Here is an 18,089-nt window from a genome sequence, read left to right on the forward strand (position 1 = left end):
CGGGCAGGCGCGGCGGCCGAGCGCGAGGGGAAAGGCGGGGGTGCGCAGCGCGTCGGCGAGGGTGGTGAGCACCGGTTCGGGTGCGGCGAGGGCTGCGACGAACACGGCGTCCTGCAGGTAGAACCGCTCGGTGACGTGGGTGTGCTTCGCCGGGGACGTCGGTTTCTGGAGGCCTTTCGCGCTGACCGCGGCGGAGGGTAGCGGCCGGCCGCGGTAGTCGCTGACGGTGTGGTAGTCGCGCAGCAGGGTGCCGGGCTGGTCGGTGCGGATCCCGAGGGTGAGGCTGAGGAGGTCCTCGATCGGGTCGGTGCGCCGGCGGCCCTGGGCGGCGGCGAGCAGCCCGATGATCCCGCTCTTCGTCGGTTCGGTGAGGGTGTCGCGGCGGTTGAACATGCTGCGGGAACCCCAGGACTGCAGGGGGCCGGCGAGGCGCAGCACCAGGCAGTGGCGGGGTGGGTCCTGGCTCATCGGACGCTGCTCATGAGCCGGTCGCGGGCGGCAGCCACCACCGTGTCGAGAACCTCGTCGAACGGCTTCGGCTCGCCGAGCGCCTTGACGATCCTCGCCGTGGTGTCGGTGTTGGTGTTGGTGTCGTCGGGGGCGCGGTAGGTGGAGGCGAGGATGTCGGGCTGGAGGCCCCACAGCGTCGACGCGCTGTTGAGTTCGGTGGCGAACTGCTCGAGGGATCCGGTGAGGACGCCCCGGCCACGGGGCAGTACCGGCTTCTCGAACGCGGAGACGAGGTTGACCGGCTGGTCGGGGCGGATCGCGATGGTGAGCAGGTTCGGCACGGTGCGGTGGGCGAAGGAGTTCTGATGGCCGGTCGGCATGGAGGTGGTGAACGCGGTGAGGAACACCCGTAGCGCCTCGACGGTCGCCTCGATGTCACCGCCGAGGTTCTCGGCGAGCTGGTGCAGGCCGACGGTGGCGAACCGGTACAGCGTCGCGGACTGGAACTCGACCGTGCCGATCATCCCGGCGCCGGTCTCGTCCTTGGCGTTCTGGTCGTCAACGGCGGTGTAGTAGTCGAACTCGACGTCGACGGCATGGGTGGACAGGGCATGCGCGACCTGGGTGGCCGCGTCGACGTTCAACGACGCCAGGTCGGCGACCATCCGCCCGAACAGCGCGACGTCGATCGGATGCCCGCTGCCGAGAGTAGCCAGGACAGGCACATCCTTGACCGCGGCGAGCAGATCGCCGTCGCTGAGATCGGCGAGGCGCGGCACATCCTCGACAATGAGGTCGATGAGCCGTTCGAGCTGGGGACGGCCAAAGAACAGCAGATAGGCGGTCTCCGCCGCCTTCTTCCCCGCACTGATCTTCAGAGCGGTCAGAAGGCTGGTGGCGATCCGGGTGCTGGTTTCCGCGTCGAGCGCGCAGCGGGTTGCGAGCCGTTCCGCGAGCAGCGCGGAGATCCGCTTGGTGCGTGTTCCGAGCTGGGCCTGATCGATGTGGTCGGCGAAGGCGGTTCGCGTCGCCCGCTTCCAGGCCTGGGACGACACCCGGGCCCGCTTCACCCCGCCATAGACGGCTTGTTTCGGGGTACCGGCGTCGTCTCGGTTGAGGTTGGACGGAGGGACGGTCTGCAGGATGTGGACGTCGATGTAGCAGCGCATTGGTAGATGCCTCTTTCTGCTGGGTCAGGACGGGAAAGCCCCGGTGCGCGGAGGCAACGCCGGAGGTTAGAAGGAAGATCAGGAAGTGCCGGGCGCGGCGGCCGGGGTAGCGGCTTTGTCTTTCGGGGGCCGGTAGAAGTACTGGGCTCCCCACCGGCGGCGTACTTCGCCGATCCGCTCGGGGGTCTGCCAGGCGATGAGGTCCCGCCAGAGTTGGGTGTAGTCGAGGCCGACGGGGACCTGGCGGAACTGGCGGACCAGACCACGCAGGTGGTAGGCGGCCTCGTCCAGGGTGGTGGCGGTGGCCACGGCGTTGAACCGCCGGTCGACCGCCTCAGGACTGAACTTGTCGCTGCTACGCAGGCGTAGAGCAGCCTCGCCGAGCCCGATGCCAGGCTGATGCGCCGCAGTGGGCAGGGACTGCTGGTGCACCGCGAACAAGGTGAGCGCGACGTGCTCCGCGGTCAGGAACCAGGTTCTGCGGCCATCGACGGTGAGCGTGGAGTAGTAGCGCCACATCTCCGGGACGCTGCCCGGCTCGCGGCCAGCACCGCGGCGCAACGCGGCCAAATCCGCCCCGTCGGGCCGGTCGCCCTTATGGTCCCGTTCCCAGAAGTGCCGTGGCGATGTCGTCTCGCGTGGCGATGTCGTCTCGGATGATGTGGACGATGCGGACGGCGCCGCGGTTACCTCGGTCATCAGACCTTCCTGACGGGTCGTGGGAATCAGGCGGCGGCCAGAGCGAGCCGGTTGTCCTCGTCCTTGCCGAGCACGTCGTTGAGCGTGCGCCGGAATGACATCTCGGCGCCGGCGAGGCGGGCGCCGAACGGCTCGCCGGGATCGCGGCCCAGGAACGTCTCAGGACCGGCAGCGGACAACACCGGGTCGACGACCTCCCACGCCAACCGCCGGGCGAGGATCCGCCACGCAAGTTCGGCCCGCTTGGCGTCCTCCGGATGCTGCTGCAGCCCGGCTAGCAGCCGGTGCACCGTCGGATTGAAGCTGTGGATCAGTATTTCCCCGAGCCGCTGGCCCTTGTCCCACGGCAGCCTGTCCGTCGCACCGGCAGCCTCACGAAGATCGTCTCCGAGGCGGTTGGCGGCGATCCGCAGGCTCTCGGCCTGGGCCGCCACCGCCAGCACGGTCTCACGGACCGCGGAGTCCCGTGCCAGCGCGGTGACCGGGAGGGGAATCTCATCGGCCATTACCTCGTCGATCACCGCCGACTGCGTGCCGTACTTCACCCCGACGGTCAGTACCTGCAGTGGCAGATCATCGGGGACATAGCCGTCGTCACGCAGCCGGGCGAGCTGCGACAGCGCCGTCGGCGCGAACACTTTGTCACTCGACAAGGGCGCTGTGGTCAGCAGAGCCTCCAGCCCGCGCCAGGCCGACCGGCCCGGCTGATGCCGCACCGGACGGACCGGCGGCTCGTCGGCTTTGGGCTTGTCAACCTGCCGCCACGCCGTGTGCGGTTCGAGTGCGTGCACCGATCCGGTAAGCCGGTCACCGGCGGTGAGCACCACCCGTCGGACCGAGACATCCTCGACAGCCGTCGGGTCTGCCTCGGGCACGAGCCGGATCCGCCGCGACTGCCAGGTCAGCAGATCCAGTAGCCCTTCCGGGGCGCGAGTCTCCCAGCGGGAGGTGGCGGTGCTTTCGGATCTCCATTGCGGCCGGTCCTTCTGCCGCAGACCGTGCCGCAGGACGGGGATGCTGAGCATCAGCGTATGGAAGAGCGTCTCACCCAGCGGCAGGACGATCCCGAACTGCCCGAGCGGCCCGGTCGGGTTCCCCGTCGTCTTCCCCGTCTTGACCTTCGGGTCATCCGCCGCTCCGGTCTTGATCGCGGCGGTGTCCCAGCAATGGGCTGCGAGCAACGCCCGTGCCGCCGCAGCGGGCGTCAGGCTCGGCGGGTCGTTCTCGGTCCGGGAACTGAACAGCGGAACGTTGTTCCCCGAGGCCAGCCGCGGAACCAGCAGCGACACCGGCTTCGTCTCGTCCTTCGCGGTCCGCAACCCGGCGACCTGCGCAAACGGAGCCGTCGGATGAAACAGATGAAATCGTGCCGCCTGTCGGATCAGATACGACTCGATGCCCTCCTCATCCTCAGCCCGATCTTTCCTGATAATCCGGTCGAAACGGCCAGCCTCCCACCGCTGTGACCACTCCTCGTCGGTACGGGGGGCGCCGAACACGTCCAGGACGACGGGCAGCAGGACCTGACGCAGCACCGCCACGGCTTCGAGCGGATCCTCAAGGGCCAGCCCGTCGATCGTGTGAGCGTCGACGAGCGCCTTCCTGATCCCCACCTCCAGACGCCGCCCCCGCTTGATCACTGGGATCCATTGCCCATCGATCAGGTTGAAACCGTTCACTCATTCCCCCGTTCGTAGGCCCCGGCCTGCGCCGACCGTCGGTGGCTCAGCCGAGATGTACCAAGGGCCACCGACAGTTTTTGGTCGACCGCGACGGCGCGGCACGTCGGCTGCTACCGATCGTGCGGCTCCTGCCAGGAGATGGACACCTGGCGTCGCCACATCAAGGATCTCCTAACCCATGGCGACCAGATAAACGGCCGAACGGTGCCCATGCTCCCGCTTCGCACCGAAGGTAGCGCATACAGTGACGTATGGGGTGAAAAGGTATACCTGTACGGATTCTCCTTGTCTCGGAGCATGGGGGTCAGCCGTCCCATCTTGAGCGCCGAGAAGATCAACACCTTGCCCCGGTCCGGCAGTTCACCCTTTACCAGCAGCCGGTCGAGTATCAGTAGCCGCTCGAGTATCAGCAGCCGGTCGAGGCGCGAGTCTCAGCCCGAGCTTGTTGTCATAGGTCAGGTGTCGCCCCCCGAGGATCGCCGACATGCGATCGTCGAGGATCAGGGCGCGGGTGTGGCGGAGCCAGGAGTCACCGTCCCAGCCGGCCAGGGGAGTCAGTTCGGCATGCGCCGCGGCGGTGATCTCCTTGTTCGCGGGCAGGCGGATGGTGGCTCCGACGACCTCTTCGAGGACCGCGTCGTCAGACACGGCAACTTCGCCGATGTGCCCGAGCGATCGGCCCGCGAGCGTGAGATACCCGGCCGGTCCGCGGCGGACGAGGACGACCTCCACGGACTCGTCGCTGTCACGGACGACCGCGGTGAGGCGTTCCTCGGTTTCCAGCGGCGCGGTCGCCTTGTCGTGCAGACCCTCGAGCGTGGTCAGGCCCAGACCGTCCTCGCCGGAAAGCAGAAATCCGGTGGCGTTCACCTGGCGACGCCGCTCCTTGGCCTCCCATTCCTGCCTGGCCTCGGCCGCGGCATCAGCCCAGTGCGCCGGGCCGAGAGGCTCATCACCGTAGCCGAGAGCGACGAGGCCGGGCACGTCGGCGGGAATCGACCATCCACCACCCGTGGCGGCTTCGGCGACGAGAGCGGCGGAGCGCAGCAGTAGATGATCCCCGTACACGGCCCGGCTACCGGCGGGCCAGAGTGGCACAGCCCCGTCGGGCAGCCGCAGACCGCTGACGATCACTTTCGGGTCGCGAAGCCGGGCCGGTCGCTGCCCGGTCGGCCGGTCATGCCGATGCAGCCGGCCGACCCGTTGCAGCAGAAGGTCGATGGGGGCGAGATCGGTGACGAGGATGTCCACATCGACGTCGAACGACTGTTCGGCCACCTGGGTGGCCACGACGACGAGCCGCGCGGGCCGGTCCTGGGCGTTCTCCCGTCCGGGGGGGCCGAGCTTGTCCACGACGTCTTCCGTACGGCTCGCGCGTTCGGCTGCGGTGAACCGGGAGTGCAGCAGCACCACGTCATCACCGAACGTCGTCCGCAGCTCGGCGTAGACGACCTGGGCCCGCTGGACGGTGTTACACACGACGAGAGCGCAGCCGCCCTCGCTCACCTCCGCCGAGACAGCGGCGGCGATGCTCACCGGGGCGAAGTCGGTGGGCTCTGCCAGGATCTCTACCGCAACGGGCACGGACTCACGCCAGGGTGACTGGGACGTCACGGAGAACCGGGGCTTCCCGTCGGCCATATACACCGCGGTGGTGCTCGGGTAGCCGGTGGGCCGCGGCAGATCGGCGAGGTCGACATCGGGGCGCTGCAGGGCGCCCTGCAGATAGGCGCCGGCGAGCTGTGCACGCAGTACCGGCGGCAGCGTCGCGGACAGAACGATGACCGGCACGCCGGTGTCGGCGAGCCAGCGCAACGCCTCGAACAGGAACTGCGCCATGTAGACGTCGTAGGCGTGTACCTCGTCAAGGATGACGACCCGGCCGGCCAGGCCGGCGTGCCGTAGCATCACATGCTTCGTCCGGGTCGCCGCCTGCAGCAGGTGATCCACCGTGCCGACCGTCACCGCAGCGAGCAACCCCCGTTTCGATCCGAAGAACCACTCCGCGGCCACCGCGGCGCCCGCCAGCGGTGCGTCGCGACGACCCGGGCCGCTCGTACCCGTACCGAAATCGTCGGCCATCCCATACTCGTCGAGATCGTCGTGCACGTCGACGAACCGGACCTGCGACCGAAGTGCCGCCCACTCCTTGTTGAAACGAGCCCGGCCGTGCAGTAGGCCGATCGGAACCTCGGGATCCACCGCGGTGAGCCAGCCGCGGACCCGGCTGAACATCGGATCGCTCGTCGCCTGCGTCGGCATTCCGACGAACACCCCGTCCGCACCGACCTTGCCGGCCAGTACCTCCGCGGCGGCGAGCGCCGCCTCCGTCTTCCCCTCACCCATCGGCGCTTCCAGGATCAGTAGCCCGGGGCCGGGCATTTCCCGCACGGCCTGGACCGCGGCGCGCTGCGCCGGCCGGGCTGGCTTACCGAATCTGTGGTGCACCAGGTCAGACTGGTTGCCGGGTGCGGGCCGGTCGGAGCGCCACCCGCCACGCAGGCCCAACTGTGCCCAGGCTCGCTGTGCACGCTCCCGCGAGCCCTTCATCGAGATCTCCGCCAGATCCGACAGCCCACCGAAATGCTCTTTGTCGCTCGCGACCCAGTCTGCCATGATGATCATCCCGGACAGGGCAAGCTGACCTCCGCGGGATGGTGTTCGCAGCTCCGAAAAGGAAGCCAGGTCAACGTTGAGGTCGCCGGCCACCCGGTCGACGAACGCACGTTGGACGTCGGGCCACGGTCCGGCGCCGTGGACGGCGGGCTTGTGCACAAGACGGCCACGGTCCGGTATCAGGCCGTGATGGCCCGCGACCAGCGGCCACACCCAGTCACACCCCGGCCGGCTCCAACCGACCTGCGGGAGATACTTGCGGACGATGACAGCCCCCGCCCGCGCGTGATGCCACTGCCGGCCCTGCTGAGGAGTCACCCCTCGCCAGCCAAGCCCGGCCGCCCGAACGCGCTGCGCCAAACCCTCGTCCTTCATCTGAAAGGCCGGCGTGGCCTTACCGACATCATGCAGGCCGCACAACAGCGCGAACAGAGACCGCCCGTGACCATCGCTGCAATCATCCAGACGATCCCGAATGGTGGATGCGAGGAAACGATCCCAGACAAGTTCGCCCACCGCCGCCGTATCCAGAAGATGGCCGAGGAGCAGGTGCATCGATCCCCCCGCCTTCTCCGCCGACTTCCCCCATATCACACCGAAGAACTCATCATCCATGAAGACTCCCATCCCAGATATAATGGACAGCCCCATTCAAGCACCTTGCGCAATGAGCCCGTTCATGGGGGCTTGGACGTGACATCGGCCGTCGTAGAAATGCTGTTGACGGCTTGCCTGATTCGTTTTACGAATTATTGAGCTGTGCGTTCTCCCAGCCCTGAGGACAGGAAATTGCTGGAAAGATCCCCGCGCATACGGGGACGACGGGGCCTCCAACGGGAGGCGATCCACGCGCGGCCGGCGCACGTAGCGCAGCCGGCGCAGACCGGGAAGCCGGCGCCACGCCACGTCAGGGAACTGGCCGTGCCGGTCGCGCCGGGGTGGACACCGAGACGGCGGACACCGGGGCGCGGCGAAGCTTCTCCACCAGGATGGACAGCCGGCGGCCCGGTTTCTCCAGGACGACGTAGCTGATCCATCCACCGAGGACGCCGACCGTGACCAGCATGGCTGCTACCCACGGAAACGCCGACGGCGCATGGCTGACCAGCCCGTGCCGGTCCAGCACCAGCAGCAGAATCGGCTCATGCCACAGATACACGCTGTAGCTGATCATGCCGAGCCAGACGAATGCCGGGGTGGCGAAGAACCGGCGCCACAGCGTGTAGCGGGGTGCCAGCACGGATGCGGCGAACAGCACACCGAAACCGATCGAATTCAGCGTGGAGAACGCCTCGAACGATGCCGCGGTGTGCCCCCGGACCAGCGCGCCGGCGATGATGAGCCCGGCGGCGACAAACCGCGACGCACACGCGAGCGGGGCGGGCAACGGCCGCTCCCGACCCCATCGGACATAGAGAACCGCAGTGATCATTCCGAGGCCGAAGTTGCCGGCATAGTTCTGCGGCGAGAACCAGTACGCCCACTGGTCGTGCTGAGCCCGCACGATGTAGACCGCATAGACGATCCAGACGGCGGACACCACGATCAGCAGGACCGGCGGCAGGCAGAGCCGCCGCCAGCGATGCGCCTCGGGTAGTCGATGAGTCTGCCGCCGCAGCCAGCCGGCGACCAGGGCGAGGTAGAGATAGAAGTAGACCTCGACGGCCAGCGACCAGGCCGGGCCGATCGTGTAGAACACCCGCTTGCTGTCGAAGACCTGGGTGAAGGTCAGGTGTTCGACCAGGTCGATCCAGTCGCCGGGCAGAGTGGGATTACGCGCCGCCCACACGACGATGAGCGCCGTGTAGTACAGCGGAAGAATCCGCAGTCCACGACGTATGAGCGTGTTCTTGGGTGACCGTTGGGTCCGGCCGGCCCTGACCCGGTTCGCCATCGGCATATACAGCAGGAACCCGGAGACCAGGAAGAACCAACTGATCATCCCGTCGAAGGCGCCGAGGACCTGGCCGAGGAACGTACCCGCGTACGGCGTGTTGCCATCCCCGCGGCAGAACTGATAGGCGTGAAAAATGATCACTGAGATCGCCGCCACGCCGCGGAACCCGCCCAGGTCGACCAGCTCGAGCCTGGGATCGCCCACCGTCGTCCGTCGGCGACCGCGGCGGTTCCCTCCGCTCTCTCCGGTGATACCCACCCCCCCGGCCCGCGGCCGGGCCGGCACGGTCGGCCGCTCTCTCGGTGGCGGCACTGGCGGCGGCGGCACTGGCGGCGGCGGGGGCTGCGCCCACCAGGACGGGAGAGCCGGCGCGGGCAGAACCCGGGACCTCGGCACGATGTTTCGAGGGCCGCCTGGTGTGGTCATGACCTGGCTTCGGGGTAAGGGACCACACCGCCCGCCGCGGAGCCGGCTGGAGGTGCGGAGCCGGCTGGAGGTGCGGAGCCGGCTGGAGGTGCGGAGCCGGCTGGAGGGGAGGCCGCGCCGTCCGGCGTGACCGGGTCGGGCTGCGGCACGGCGCGTGGGGTCACGTGCCACTCGCGTTCCCGCAGCAGCTCCTTCACCGGTGCCAGCCGGGCGATGACGTTCTTGAACTCGCTGTAGACGATGTTCATCAGGCAGAACTGGACGAACCAACTTCGATGGCGGCGGATCGTGGGGTCGGCGAGGGCGTACGCGAACAACGCCTGGATCGGGCCCGCCATCGCCGAGAAGAGTGTGGCGACCACGTACAGGGAGACGTTCAACCGGAAACCGTGCCCGGACTGCGGGTGCAGCAGACCGAAGACGATCAGCGGATACATCTGCAGCGAAAGCCACGGATATATCTCGCGCCAGCCCAGCAGCCAGAGCAGGCCGAGTTTCTGGCGGGCGGTGAGGTCGGGTGAGCCGACGGCTTTCCACAGATGCCGCTGGGAGACCTGGTACCAACCCTGCGCCCAACGCAACCGCTGCCGCCACAACGCCGACATCGTCGTCGGCGCCAGCTCGTAGGAGACCAGTTCCGGGTCTGCGACGATCCGCTCACCGCTCATGATGGTGCGCAGACTCGCGTCGATGTCCTCGGTCAGCATCGACCCGCGCATACGGGTCTGGTGCAACAGGTCGGTCCGCCAGTAGCCGTTCGACCCGCCGAAGATCCCGAAACCATGCATCCTCGCCCGGCCGGGATGACTCACCGCATAGATCGACTCGAATTCCACGGCGACGGTGCGGCTGATCCGCGATGCCTCTCCGTTCCGGATCACGCAGTGCCCCTGGACGACCGCGACCCCGTGCGACAGCCACCGCCAGGCCCGCCGGAAGGCGTCCGGTGCCGGATGATGATCCGCGTCGAAGACACCGACGAACTCACCCGTGATCACTGGCATCGCCGCGTTCACGTTCTGCGCCTTGGAGGTGCTGGTCGGCACGTGCATCGGGATGAAACGGGGATCGGAATCGGCGATCCGCGCGAGTGTCTCCTCCACGGGCAGGTATCGGGGAGTGTTATAGGCGAGGATGATCTGTAGTGGACCCGGGTAGTCCAGCCGGAGGAACGCCTTGACCGTGTCGACGATCGTGGCCGACTCGTTCGGCAGATACGCTGCGATGATGGCGCTCGCCGCCGGGAACGGCGCGGCGGGCGCGTCCGGGCACTTCTCCGGTTCGAGCGCCGACAACTGCTCCAGGTAGGTGGTGAGGGTAGTGCCGGCCAGCGCGATGGCCAGGAGTGCGAAGACGACGTGGGTCGGGTCGAGGCCCAGTGCGAACAGTGTGCTGTAGATCCCGAACGGGAGTCCGAGGCAGATCGCGGTCGAGACGACGATCTGGACGGCGTCGGACGGCCGCAACCGTGTGTGCAACGGGCGCCCGGAACGTCGCGGCTGGTTCTCCGCTGGTTCCAGCTTCGGGTCGTAACAGACGGGGACCATGTCGAGCTGCCCTGCGGCGAGCCCCATGGCCAGCCGGGCCCGCCGCAGGGCGGTGGCATCATCGATGGTGTCGTCCACCTGGACGAACCCCGGAACGGGGGTGACCCGCAGACGCTCGCCGTTGACGGCGAAGTCACAGCTTGCGACCGTACGCACGATCTCGCCGAACGCCGCTTCGGCGGAGCGGCCCGGCCGCGTCGGCAGGACGACGACCACCTCGCCGGGGCGGCCCTGGCCGATGGCGGAGCCACGCCACCGATGCAGATCACCTGCCAGGGCGGCGACCTGATCGAGTAGAGACAGGCAGGCGCCCGGAGCGAGGCGCTCGCGCAGCCGGCCGAACTCGGCGATGTACAGAAGGCCGACGACGCAACTCCGGCCCGTCGATCGAGTACGGCTCCGGGCCTGCTGGACGGTCGCGACGGCGCGATCGTGGTGCTCGTGATGGTAATGCCGTCGTCCTGGCACCCGCATGACCCGCCGCCATCCGGATCCATCCGGGACGGCGAGGTCACTCGTTCGCGGATCCAGTTCCGCCACCACGTACTCCGGCGGCGGAACTGCCATGTTCGGTGTGTTGATCCCCCCCGGCGTCGGCCTTTCAGCGACCGTTTCAGCGAAATTCGCAGCCATGAACTGAACTCTCGCTAGATTCGCCGGATAATTCTAAGTCTTTTTGGTGTAGGGAGTCGTGGGAGTCGGGGCAGCACGCCTCTCTCCTGGCCGGAAAGTAAATACCTGGGAGCGTGATTCTCTACTGGTTCAGCTTTATCGTGGCCGACACCATACCAGTCGGGGTTCGGGTGTCTGTTGGTGGGCCGTGCGCCAGGGGGGAGATGATACGTTGCGTTAGCGGCATGTGAGTTAGACTTAACGTTCTGTTCATCCTTTGCGGTAATCATTCTTACCCGCGCGGATCGCGGACGATTCAGCGTCCGCGATCTCTGCGGGAACGGCGATAGGACGCGGCCGGGCACGGTCGGGCACTGTCGGGCATGACCGCGTGCGACCGGGCACGGAAAAGGCTCCCCGTTTTTGGGGAGCCTTATGTGCGTATGGTGTTGGTGAAGTTGCGCCATGCAATGAACAGTCTGAGGTCCGCGCTCTTCCCGCAGGTAGCGGCCATGATGGCGCCGCACCTGGTGACACTGTTGATCACGGGAGCGACCAGTCCGCCGAGCGGACAGGGGGTGCGATCTGTCAAGCTCGTAGCGGACGAAGCACGTCGAGGATCGGCGGTGGCGCGGGGCCGATCCTGCCGGTCGGCAGGATCGGCCCCGCGCCGACTCACGCGCAGGCGCGCCCCGGTCGGATGGAAGGAGATGCTCGCCATGGCCTCGCGCTTGACGCGATCTGACGAGAAGGACGAGAAGATCGATCGGCGGGTCCGAGTGCTGGGGGAGCCGGTGGACTCCTACCCCCAGCTGCCGCCGGAGGTCGGCCGCGGTTCCATCCGCAGGATCACCGTTGTCGGCGAGCCTGTTCTGCACCGGCCCTGTAAGAAAATCACCGAGTTCGGGACCGCGGAGCTCGCTGCGCTGATCGATGACATGTTCACCACCATGTACGGCGCCGAAGGTGTCGGACTCGCCGCGAACCAGATCGACGTCGACGCCGCGGTCTTCGTCTATGACTGCACCGACGAGGACGGTGTGCGGCACGTGGGCCATCTGGTCAACCCCGTCCTGGAGGAAGCGCCGCCGGCGGAGCGCCGGCTCGTCAAGGGGGATGAGGGGTGCCTGTCTGTTCCGGGGGCCTACATGGAGGTCGCCCGGCTGGAGCATGCCGCTGTCCGCGGTCAGGACCAGCACGGTGCCCCGCTCCGCCTGGAGGGAACCGGCTATTTCGCCCGTTGCCTGCAGCATGAGACCGATCACCTGTACGGCAGCCTCTACCTGGACCGGCTGTCGAGCCGCGGACGCAAGAAGGCCCTCCGCGAGATGGAGGAGCGGACCGAGGAGATCTTCGCCCGACGGGTCGAGGTGGCCGCGCAGCTCGGCAGGTAGCGAGCCACCGGCGCGCGCTACCTGTCCTGCAAGAAAGGCTACCTGTCCTGCAAGAAAGGCTACCTGTCCTGCAAGAAAGGCTACCTGTCCTGCAAGAAAGGCTATCCGTCCTGCGAGAAAGAGAGAGTCGGCGGTGGATGTGGTGTTGCGGCGGGCGGCCGAGGCGGCGACGGGCTTCATGCCCACGGAGGAGGGCCTGGCGCTCTACGCGGCGGCAACACGGGTATCGGCCGGCGGCCTGATCTGCGAGGTCGGCACCTACTGCGGTAAGTCGACCCTGTACCTGGCCGCAGCCGCCCGGACGGTGGGAGCGACGGTGATCACCGTGGATCATCATCGCGGGTCGGAGGAGAACCAACCCGGGTGGGAGTACCACGACGCCGATCTCGTCGACCCGCGTAGCGGCCGGCTGGACACGCTGCCCTTCCTGCGGCGGACGCTGGAGGACGCGGGCGTCGAGGACGTCGTGACGGCGGTCGTCGGCCGCTCCGAACGGGTGGGGCGATGGTGGTCGACCCCGGCCGACCTGCTCTTCCTCGACGGCGGGCACACCGAGGAGCAGGCCCAGGCGGACTACGGGGCCTGGGCCTGCCACGTGCGGCCCGGCGGTCTCCTGGCCATCCACGACGTCTTTCCGGACCCGGCGGACGGGGGCCAGGCGCCTTACCACGTCTTGGTGCGGGCGCTGACGGAGGGCTTCCGCGAGCTGTCGTGCGCGGGTTCGCTGCGCGTCCTACGCCGCGTCGACTGAGCGGCATCCGCATGCCGGCCGCTGCCGAGGAAGCCGGCGTTCGGCGGGCGTCACCACCCCCGTCCCCGGCTCCGTCACCGGCTCCGTCACCACCCCCGTCCGCGGCTCCGGAAGCCGCCTGCCGCCCTGCCGAGGCTCGTCGGACTCCTTGTCGAGGACACAGATCCCCTCGGGGAGGCCGTCGCCGCGGAAGAGGGTCTCGGTGACCCCGCCGGCCAACGTGTCGACCGCGAGGATCACCGCCGCCGCGGTCCAGGTCGACTGTTCGGCCGGCCAGAACGTCGCGGTCTCGAACTGCCAGCCCGTCCAGTAGCTCCCGTCGGCGTGCCGCAGGTGCTGCATGTCCGTGACCAACTTGGTCGCCGCGGCGGTCTCGCCCACGAGATGCAGGGCGATGGCTAGTTCGCAGGTCTCGGCCCCCGTGACCCAGGGCTCGTCGGCCACGCAGCGGATGCCCAGACCGTCGACGACGAAGTCGTTCCACCGGCTGGTGAGCCGGGACCGACCCGCGGACCGGCGCAGCGCTCCGCCGATCACCGGGTAGTACCAGTCCATCGACCACCGGTCGCGAGGGGCGAAGTACTCTGGGTGAGCGACGAGGGTGTGCCGCAGCGCGCCGGTCGCCCGTTCCCAGGCCGGTGGCACCTCCCCGACCAGGGCTGCGAGCGCCATCCCGCAGCGCAGGCTGTGCAACGTGCTGGAGCATCCCGTCAGCAGGGCCTCGGGGTAGTCGACACCGTCCGACGACCGGGCCCACCAGATCTGTCCGGTCGGGCTCTGCATGTCGACGACGAAGCCCAGGGCTGCCTCGACGACCGGCCAGATCCTCGTGAGGAAGGCGCGGTCACCGGTGGCCAACCAGCGGTGCCAGGCGGCGGTGGCGACATAGGCACACTGGTTGCTGTCGGCGAAGTCCTCCTTGACCGCGCCGCCGACGTAGCTCGTCGCCCAGGATCCATCCGGCCGCTGGTTGCGGCACAGCCAGGCCCACGCGGCGTCGGCGGCGTCGACCAGGCCGCCGAGGTCGAGGGCCATGGCGCATTCGAGATGATCCCACGGGTCGGTGTGGCCACCGGGATACCAGGGGATGGCACCGTCCGGCTCCTGGACGACGGCGATCGCGGTCGCGGTCGCGGCGAGCGCCTCGGGGGTCAGGACCGGAGCAGACTCAACCGGCCGCACGCGTTACCTCCGGTTTCCTCAGATACAGCACGATGCTCTTGCCGATGATCGGATTGAGGGCCCGCTCGGCGAGCCGGGTGATGCGGGGACGGCGCATCATGTCCCACACCAGCAGCCGGTGGTAAAGCCGCGTCGCCGGATGGTCGTCGTCGTGGACACCGACGAGACAGCGCAGCCACCAGTACGGGGCGTGCAGGGCGTGTGCGAAATGGGTGCCGGCCGGTTCCAGTCCCACCGCGATCAACCGGTCACGAAGCTCGTCCCGGCGGTAGATGCGGACATGGCCCCCCTCGACGCTGTGATAAGCCGTCGACAGGCTCCAGCACACCTGCTCGGGGAACCGGTTCGGGACGGTGACCGCCACCCACCCCCCGGGCCGTAGCACCCGGGCGATCTCCGTCATCGCCGCCGTGTCGGCGGGCAGGTGTTCGAGCACCTCGGCAGCGATGATCCGGTCGAAGGTGCCGTCGGCGAACGGCAGCGCCAGCGCGTCACCGCGCACTCCGGCGGCCTTTGCCTTGGGCGGAGCCTGTCCCTCCAGGGCCATCGCGGCGAGCATCGCGTTGACGCCGGCGACCTCGCCGGCGGAGTGGTCCAGCGCGATGACCTCGGCGCCCCGTCGGAACGCCTCGAACGTGTGCCGTCCGGCGCCGCAGCCCAGGTCGAGCAGCCGGCAGCCCGCGGAGACGGGAAACTGGTCGAAGTCGACGGTCAGCATGCGTCGGCCGTCAGCCGGTCAGCGTCGACGACGCCGGTGCGGACGCCGCGGCGCCGGGTGTGACGGCGCCGGGTGTGGACAGCGGTGCCGGCGTCCACTGGGCCTCCGGTCCCGGGGCCGGTCCCGGGACCGGGACCGGGGAGGTGGGCGTCCCGCCGACCGCCGCGATCCGCTCGGCGTACCAGTCCGCGGTGGCCGCGGCGGCCGCCCGCCAGGAGAACCGCGCCTCCACCCGGCGGCGCCCGGCGGCACCCATTCGGGCCCGTCGTTCGGGATCATCGAGCAGGGAACCGATGGCGTCCGCCAGGGCTCCCGCATCCCCCGGTGGGACCAGCAACGCGGCCTCCCCGTCCGGACCGGCGACCTCGGGCAACGCCCCGGCGGTGGTGGCGACCAGCGGGATCCCGCAGGCCATCTCCTCGACGGCGGGCAGGCTGAACCCCTCGTAAAGCGAGGGAACGACTGCGACCTCGGCGGAGCGCAACAGGTCCACCAGCTCCGGTTCCGGCATGTTGGAACGGAACGTCACGGCGTCGGCCAGGCCCAGCTCGGCAACCTGGCGCTGGGCCGTTCCCCCTTCGCGGACCTTGCCGACGCAGACCAGGTGCGCCGAGCGATCCACCCGCAGCTTCGCGAGCGCCTCGAGCAGGACAAGCAGGCCCTTGAGCGGAACATCGGCGCTGGTCACGACGACGACACGGCCCGGAACCGCCGGATTGCCCGCGGGCGCCGGCGTGAAGACGTCGGCGTCGACTCCCAAGGGAACCGTGCGCATGACCGTCGTGGGGAGGTTCATGTCCGCGATGATCTCTCGCCGGGAGCTCTCCGACGGGATGACAATGCCATCCAGCCCCCGCGCGACCCGGGCCTGCATCGGGAGGAACGAGTACCACCGGCGCAGGCCCAGCCGGGAGGTGAGGGTGGTCGCCGCGGCGAGGTGCAGGCGGCGATCGACCGTGATCGGATGATGCACGGTGCCCACGACCGGGATCCGGTACGGGCGCAGGGCTGCCCGCAGCGCCAGCAGGCCGTATCCCAGCCCCTGGTTGTCATGGACGATGTCGAACGGCGGCCGACCCCCGGATGCCCTGGGGCGCAGGGCCTGGCAGGCACGCAGGCTGAAGGCGAGCGGCTCGGAGAACTGGCCGGTCCGCATCATGGCGAACTCGACGACGTCCGGCAGGCCGTGGAACTCGGCCAGTCCGGGCCACCGGAACGGGTCGGAGTCCCGGTAGAGATCGAGGCTGGGCAGTTCGGTGAGGCCGACACCCTCCTCAAGCACCGGGTACGGCGGCCCGCTCACCACCTGGACGCGGTGCCCCAGGGCGACCAGTTCGCGGGACAGATGTCGGACGTACACACCCTGGCCACCGCAGGTGGGCAGACTCCGGTACGACAACAACGCAATCCGCAACTGTGCGCCCTCCGTCCGTCTCGGGCCATGTCCTGGTTCCTCGACGTCGAGGGTGGCGCCGCTTCCTGGCACATTAGGATATTGAGTGCCGATCTTCACTGAAATGGGCCGACACTGTGCCCTGACTGCGTGCTCTGCGTCACACTAGGACTCTTCGTCGTGAGTCCAAGATCTGCGGCAACAAGGGAGACTTGCCCATCCAGAGGGTTTTGTGTCCGCTTTATCCCGCAGGCGCGGGGATCTTCCCGGATCACCGGTGGACGGTTTATGCAGCCGGGAGTCGGCCCTATGGCGTTGCCCGCGACCTCCCGCAGCACGCCGGCCCGGGCCCGCTCTCAGACCTCGCCACCGGCGGCCCGACCATCCCACCGGGCACGGCGAGCGCCGAAGGCGCAACACGGGGAGTCGGGGGGCTTGGCCCCTCGACCAGCATAACGGCCACGGCGAAGCCGCCCAGAGGGCAACGATCATGATCGACCAGCGCGTGGACCTAGGTGGACTTGAACCACCGACCTCTTCCTTATCAGGGAAGCGCTCTAACCGACTGAGCTATAGGTCCGTGCTGCGAGTGCAAGAATACAGGACGGCGGCGCAGGAGTGGGACCGCCGCCGTCCCTCCAAGCTACTGATCACTCAAAGTCAGCTCGACGCCGCCGATCATCTCGGCGCAGAGGTTGTAGAGCAGGGCACCGAGCGTGGACAGCGCGGTCATGAGGATGACGTTGATCGCCCCGATGAGCAAGCTGATCTGCATTGCCCGGCCGAACGACAGCCATCCTCGGATGTCGGTGCTGCTGCTGTCGGTCAGGGTATCGGCCGCGTCGGAGACGCTGCCGAACACGCCGATCGAGTTCAGGACGAACCACAGCACGGCGATCGCGACGAGCAGAACCACAAAGACGCAGAGGGAGAACGCGAAGCTGACCCGGGTCACCGTGAGAGGATTGACCTTGGACAGCTTGAGCTTGGCCCGCCGGCCCTGACCGGGCGGGCGGGCGGAACCGGACGAGCCGGAACCGGACGAGCCGGGACCGGACGAGCCGGGACCGGACCGGCCAGGGGAGTGACCGGCACCCGCCCGCTCAGCGGAGACCGGCTCGAACTGGTCGTCGAGCGCACCGGGGGAGGTCGTGGTCACGCTGTTCAGAGCACCCGTCGTGGTGGTACCCGCGGACTCCGGCGCCGCGAGCGGCCGGTCGTAGGCCGCCGTGGGGCCGGCACCGCCGGACCTCCCCCCCGCCGGACCCGGCGCGGCGGGGCGTACCGGATCGGGGGCGGGCATGCGCTCGGGCGCGGCACGGTTCCTGTCGGGCTTCGTGGTACGGCTCCTCGTCATGCTGGGCGGGCGGACCAGGGAGATGGTGTCGGTCTCCCGTGGCCACTCGGCCGGGGGCTCCACGCGAACTGCCGGCCCCCCTGGCGTGGCTCGACCGGGTCCGGGTGGCGCTGGGCCGAGGGGCTTCGCCGGCGACGATACGGCGGCCGAGCCGAGTTTCCGGGTAGCCAAGCCCGCCTCGTCGGAGTCGGTTCCA

At 68.7% G+C, this 18,089-nt stretch carries 13 protein-coding genes and 1 tRNA gene; 2 read left to right on the forward strand and 12 right to left on the reverse strand.

Annotation, left to right across the window (positions count from 1 at the left end; genetic code table 11):
• The 7 genes from cas5e to AC08OO_RS09495 form a co-directional block, all read right to left on the reverse strand.
• Nucleotides 1–468, reverse strand: a 468-nt coding sequence (gene cas5e / locus AC08OO_RS09465; RefSeq protein WP_476618427.1) for a type I-E CRISPR-associated protein Cas5/CasD, incomplete at its 3' end; no start/stop codon positions are given.
• Complete coding sequence (gene cas7e / locus AC08OO_RS09470) at nucleotides 465–1,619, reverse strand: type I-E CRISPR-associated protein Cas7/Cse4/CasC (protein WP_476609312.1); 1,155 nt, start codon at nucleotides 1,617–1,619, stop codon at nucleotides 465–467. The genes cas7e and cas5e, both read right to left, overlap by 4 nt.
• Before the next feature lie 78 nt (nucleotides 1,620–1,697).
• Nucleotides 1,698–2,318, reverse strand: coding sequence for a type I-E CRISPR-associated protein Cse2/CasB (gene casB / locus AC08OO_RS09475; protein ID WP_476609313.1), 621 nt, complete (start codon nucleotides 2,316–2,318; stop codon nucleotides 1,698–1,700).
• A gap of 26 nt (nucleotides 2,319–2,344) precedes the next feature.
• On the reverse strand, nucleotides 2,345–3,997 hold the full coding sequence (gene casA, locus AC08OO_RS09480; RefSeq protein ID WP_476609314.1) for a type I-E CRISPR-associated protein Cse1/CasA: 1,653 nt from the start codon (nucleotides 3,995–3,997) through the stop codon (nucleotides 2,345–2,347).
• A gap of 363 nt (nucleotides 3,998–4,360) precedes the next feature.
• Nucleotides 4,361–7,231 (reverse strand): CRISPR-associated helicase Cas3', encoded by a 2,871-nt coding sequence (cas3, locus tag AC08OO_RS09485; protein WP_476609315.1) that lies wholly within the window; start codon nucleotides 7,229–7,231, stop codon nucleotides 4,361–4,363.
• A 292-nt stretch (nucleotides 7,232–7,523) separates the two neighbouring features.
• Complete coding sequence (locus AC08OO_RS09490) at nucleotides 7,524–8,717, reverse strand: acyltransferase family protein (protein WP_476609316.1); 1,194 nt, start codon at nucleotides 8,715–8,717, stop codon at nucleotides 7,524–7,526.
• Between the two features lie 218 nt (nucleotides 8,718–8,935).
• Nucleotides 8,936–11,053 (reverse strand): glycosyltransferase family 2 protein, encoded by a 2,118-nt coding sequence (locus AC08OO_RS09495; RefSeq protein WP_476609317.1) that lies wholly within the window; start codon nucleotides 11,051–11,053, stop codon nucleotides 8,936–8,938.
• Nucleotides 11,054–11,817: 764 nt separating this feature from the next.
• Between AC08OO_RS09495 and def the strand changes: the two genes are divergently transcribed.
• Nucleotides 11,818–12,492: a peptide deformylase gene (gene def, locus AC08OO_RS09500; RefSeq protein ID WP_476607132.1), complete on the forward strand. Its 675-nt coding sequence runs from the start codon at nucleotides 11,818–11,820 to the stop codon at nucleotides 12,490–12,492.
• A 133-nt stretch (nucleotides 12,493–12,625) separates the two neighbouring features.
• Nucleotides 12,626–13,243 (forward strand): class I SAM-dependent methyltransferase, encoded by a 618-nt coding sequence (locus AC08OO_RS09505; RefSeq protein ID WP_476607133.1) that lies wholly within the window; start codon nucleotides 12,626–12,628, stop codon nucleotides 13,241–13,243.
• On the opposite strand, the gene AC08OO_RS09510 is transcribed toward AC08OO_RS09505, so the two are convergent.
• The 5 genes from AC08OO_RS09510 to AC08OO_RS09530 all read right to left on the reverse strand — a co-directional run bounded on the left by AC08OO_RS09510 (nucleotide 13,226) and on the right by AC08OO_RS09530 (nucleotide 17,956).
• Nucleotides 13,226–14,425 carry a hypothetical protein gene (locus AC08OO_RS09510; protein ID WP_476609318.1) on the reverse strand — a complete coding sequence of 400 codons (1,200 nt, stop codon included), beginning with the start codon at nucleotides 14,423–14,425 and terminating at the stop codon, nucleotides 13,226–13,228. The genes AC08OO_RS09505 and AC08OO_RS09510 overlap by 18 nt on opposite strands.
• A complete protein-coding gene (locus AC08OO_RS09515) occupies nucleotides 14,412–15,143 on the reverse strand; it encodes a class I SAM-dependent methyltransferase (protein WP_011434487.1) in 732 nt (243 codons plus the stop codon). The genes AC08OO_RS09510 and AC08OO_RS09515 overlap by 14 nt, the downstream gene beginning before the upstream one ends.
• 10 nt (nucleotides 15,144–15,153) lie before the next feature.
• Complete coding sequence (locus AC08OO_RS09520; RefSeq protein ID WP_476609334.1) at nucleotides 15,154–16,557, reverse strand: glycosyltransferase family 4 protein; 1,404 nt, start codon at nucleotides 16,555–16,557, stop codon at nucleotides 15,154–15,156.
• Nucleotides 16,558–17,042: 485 nt separating this feature from the next.
• Nucleotides 17,043–17,116, reverse strand: a tRNA-Ile gene (locus tag AC08OO_RS09525).
• Nucleotides 17,117–17,179: 63 nt separating this feature from the next.
• Nucleotides 17,180–17,956: a DUF3566 domain-containing protein gene (locus AC08OO_RS09530; protein ID WP_476609319.1), complete on the reverse strand. Its 777-nt coding sequence runs from the start codon at nucleotides 17,954–17,956 to the stop codon at nucleotides 17,180–17,182.
• Between the last annotated feature and the right edge of the window lie 133 nt (nucleotides 17,957–18,089).

Source organism: Frankia sp. CeCAU1 (assembly GCF_977971845.1).